2 protein-coding genes are annotated in these 4,093 nt (G+C 59.4%); both read left to right on the forward strand.

Features of this window, described 5'->3' with window-relative positions; all coding sequences use genetic code 11:
- Positions 1-69 precede the first annotated feature (69 nt).
- Positions 70-3,273 (forward strand): hemagglutinin repeat-containing protein, encoded by a 3,204-nt coding sequence (locus tag CEK66_RS20605; RefSeq protein WP_343193311.1) that lies wholly within the window; start codon positions 70-72, stop codon positions 3,271-3,273.
- 169 nt (positions 3,274-3,442) lie between these two features.
- Positions 3,443-3,916: a hypothetical protein gene (locus tag CEK66_RS09350; RefSeq protein WP_150409482.1), complete on the forward strand. Its 474-nt coding sequence runs from the start codon at positions 3,443-3,445 to the stop codon at positions 3,914-3,916.
- The last annotated feature ends 177 nt before the right edge of the window (positions 3,917-4,093 follow it).

Consider the following 4,093-nt stretch of genomic DNA (forward strand, 5'->3'; position numbering starts at 1 on the left):
CCCCGCCCTAAGACACCGCCGCCACGTCCCCTACTAGACAAACAGCACAAGTACGGTGCGTTCGCGCGGGTGAAATCGCCACTGATCGACCTGATCAACAACGTCGATGCGGCGCGCAACTCCGACGGCAGGCTGTCGGCGATGCAGGGCATGGCGGCAGTGGCCAACGGCTATCAGACCGCCAGTGCGATCAGCAGCATCGCGCAAAACGGTGGCAGCGGCGCGCTGGTCAGCGTGGAAGCGGGCGTGGGCTACGCCACCAGTACGGAGAAGTACAAGGCCGGCAGCCAGACCGCGCAAGGTTCGACCATCAGCGGCGGCGGCAACGTCAGCCTGACCAGCACCAGCGGCGACCTGCACGTGGTGCAGGGCAACCTGAAGGCCGGCGACACTCTGAGCCTGGACGCGGCACGCGACCTGGTACTGGAAGCAGGCAAGTCCTCGGGTTCGGAACAGAGCAAGGGCAGCAACGCTGGGTTGGAAGTGGGTGTGGGCGCCTCGGTCGGCGCGCAGACCGGCGTCTATGCCTATGCGCAGGCCAGCGTCGGTAGTCACTCCTCCAACGCCGACAGCGCCACGTGGAAGAACACGGAGCTGGCCGCGCAGAACATCGCGTTCACCTCCAAGGGCGATACGACGCTGCGCGGCGCCGTGGCCAAGGCCGACCGCATCGACGTGCAGACCGGCGGCGACCTGACCATCGAGTCGCTGCAGGACACCTCGAACATCCAGTCCAAGGAGAGCGGCTATGGCGGCCGCATCCAGGTGTCCTTCGGTACCGCGTGGGACGCCAGCGGCTACGCCAGCACGGCCAAGGCCAACGGCAACTCCTCCGGCGTGACCGAACAGTCGGGCCTGTTCGCGGGCAAGGGCGGCTACCACGTCGACGCAGGCAACGTGAACCTGATCGGCGGCGCGATCGCCAGCACCAATGCGGACAACAGCGACCTGACTGCCACTTCGCTGACCTTCAGCGACCTGCAGAACCGGATGGGCTACTCGGCCAGCTCCGGCAGTCTCGCTGGCGGGTTCGGTAGTAGCGGCACGCCGGCCACCGATGCCAACGGCAACCCGGTGGCAGTGAGCGCGGGCGACCAGGCCAAGAACATTGGCAGCAACATCGCCAATGGGAACTATGGCGCAGCCAACAGCGGCGGGCTGGGCGGCAGCTTGCCGATGTACGAAAGCGGCAACGACAGCACGACCACGCGCGCCACGTTGACCGAAGGCAACATCACGATCGGCGGCAAGCGCACCACGGCGGCTGAGACGGGCATCAACACCGATGCCAGCAAGGCGAACGAGGCGCTGGCGACCCTGCCGGACGTGCGCAAGGTGCTGGCCGAGCAGCAGGCGATGGGTGCGGCCGCCGGGACGGTGCTGGAGACCAGTCGGCAGGTGGCTGGCGACATCGCGGCCAGTGCGGCGAAGAAGACTGCCGAGGCGCGCGATGCCTACCTGGAAGGCCTGAACGGGGATCAGCAAGCGGCGTTCGCGAAACTGGATCCAACTCAGCAACAGGATCTATTGCTGAGCCAGAGCGCAGCCTACCGAGATGCCTATACCAGCCAAACGCAATGGGGCACCGGCGGCGAGTACAGCCGTGCGTTGCAGGCAGTGACCACCGCCCTGGTGGGCGGGGTGTCGGGCCAGAGCGGCACGCAGGTGGCAAGCAACGCGCTGGCACCGTATGCGGCGCAACTGATCGGGCGGACCTTCGATGGCGACCAAGGCAGCGACCCGAACGCGGCCGCGCAACTGCTCTCGCATGCGCTGCTGGGTGCTGTGTTGGCCGAGGCAAATGGAAGTTCCGCCGTAGGCGGTGCACTTACTGGAGCGGGTGGCGAAGCTGCAGCGCAATACCTGACCAAGACGCTCTATGGCGCCGACACCAAGCCGAGCGACCTATCCGAGCAGGACAAGCAGACGATCCTGGCGTTGTCGCAGGCGGTCGGTGCGTTGGTGGGCGGGATGACAGGCGGCCGTCTGAGCGACGTTGCGGTCGGCAGTGCGATTGCGCGCAATGCGGTCGAAAACAACCGCATGCTGACGGATACAGAAATCAACCGGATTAAGGAACTAAGCAAGGGCGATGTCCAGCTGCAGGCGGACCTCACTGCTGCTGCGTGCGCACGAGTGAAATGCTCAGCACAATTTGCTGATGGAACTCCAGAAAAAGCATTCTGGGGTGCACTCGAAGCGAAGGGAGCGGGCGATGAGTACAAGCAGCTAGGCGACTTGCTCGCGGAGCAAATTTACAAGGACTACAGTTCCTATACTGCCGCGAAAACAGGGATTCCATCTGAAAAACAGCTTTTTGATTACGACTTAGGGGATGCCGCAAAAGATGGTGTAATCAAATGGGATAACAGTAACGGGCGTCCCTTGGCTCGCTTGGGCGGCGTGCTGCAAACTGCAGCGGGCTCGGCGGCCATTTCGACAGGTGCAGCAGGATGTGCAGAGACGGGAATTTCATGTTTGCTCATACCTTGGGGGGCCGATCAGGCTGTTGCCGGCGCTAGAACCGTAGCGACGGGCGAGACAACGTCTACGTTAGGCGGGATGCTGTTGAGCAAAACAGGGTTGCCCACGCCTTATGCAGAAGCGCTCTATTCCCTGGTTGGATTTGTTCCGTCCGGTGTGGTTCCCGGTCTGGGAAGGTCAGCCACCACTTTGCCTATAACTACTCTTGAGCCGGTAAATGCCTTGAAGCCGGTGGGTGAGGTTGCTGAAGCGGCGGGTGGCACGACAGGAAGAACGGTTCTGCGCTGGGGTGACGACGTTTCGTCGTCGAACATCGCGTCTGATGTGCCGAGAGGCAACGCGATCGATACCTCCGCCTTGAGCAGTTTTCCGGAGCTTCCTCCAGGCTATCGCAACATGAACTCGGCTGGGGCAGCAGCTAATGAGACTGGCGGGCTCCCGCAGGGATTTAGGCGGGTATATAATTCTGAAGGTGATCTGGTCATCCAGGGACCAGTTGGCGAAATCTATGCGTCCGAGGAGGCCCTGGAAGCTGCAAGAAAGGGAACGGATCTTGCCGGAGACTTTATTCCGCCAGGCATGAATCGTCCCTTCCGCTCTGTTAATCCAGACTTTCCACCGGACAAGTCGGTTGTTGATGCTATGGGAAGCCCGAGCATTAAAAACATGACTGCATGTGAACATGTGGATTGTTCAGAAATTGCCGACAAATTATTTAACGTTGCGGGTGGTAAAGGTAAAGTCATTGAAGTTAGACCGAGGCAACCTGGCAATTTGACGCTGTTTTAGAATGGTGCGGAGGACTCAGGTCAGTTCTACCATCAGGTCTACACAGATGGTCGTTATGTATATGATCCTCGATTGTCACCTAATCCGATCCCAAAAGGGGGTTGGGAGCGTCATATCAGAGGTATGAATCCCGGGGGTGTGACTATTTCAGATAAGTTGAGAGGATTAAATGGACGTTAAAAAAATTGAAGCGCCTGAGGGATGGTTGCTGAACTTTCTATATGAAATAAGTCCTTTGGAGTGGAGAAGATATCAGCAGCGACAGCCAAACGTTTGGTTTGGCGATCATTTTGAGAAGGTGGATCGAAGTGAATACCCGCCATATATTGCATTTAGATTTGAAAATGAGTGTGAGGCAATCATAAATAGGATTAAAGTTGCAGTAGAAAATTATTGTGGGAGGGTTCGCTGGATGTTGCATGAGCACAAGCGGGAGGGCTTGCCTGGGAAAAATTGGACAATAGGGCCAAGCAGATTGTGGGAAGTACAAGAGCAGGCATTAAAGTTGGGTCTCTCCTCGAGCCAATATTTAGCCGCATATGAGCCAGGGTTTGGTCCTATCGCTTATGATGACTTGGAGGGCCTCAACAAACACATCCAGAGTGCATTCCCTGAAGTGTCAAGTCATATCCTTAAGCATTAACGTCAGCGCTAACGCCGGTAACCTGCTCAACCAGCGCCGCATAGTGTCCAGCGGCACGGTGGCGCCGCAGGCCAACCTGCTCAACCTCGGCGGCCAGATCGCCGGCCGCGACCTGACCAACACCACCCGCGACGCCATCGCCTGCGACCTACAGCTGCCAGACCGACACCATCACCG

This window comes from Xanthomonas sp. LMG 12460 (genome assembly GCF_009192895.1).
Lineage (GTDB): Bacteria > Pseudomonadota > Gammaproteobacteria > Xanthomonadales > Xanthomonadaceae > Xanthomonas_A > Xanthomonas_A sontii.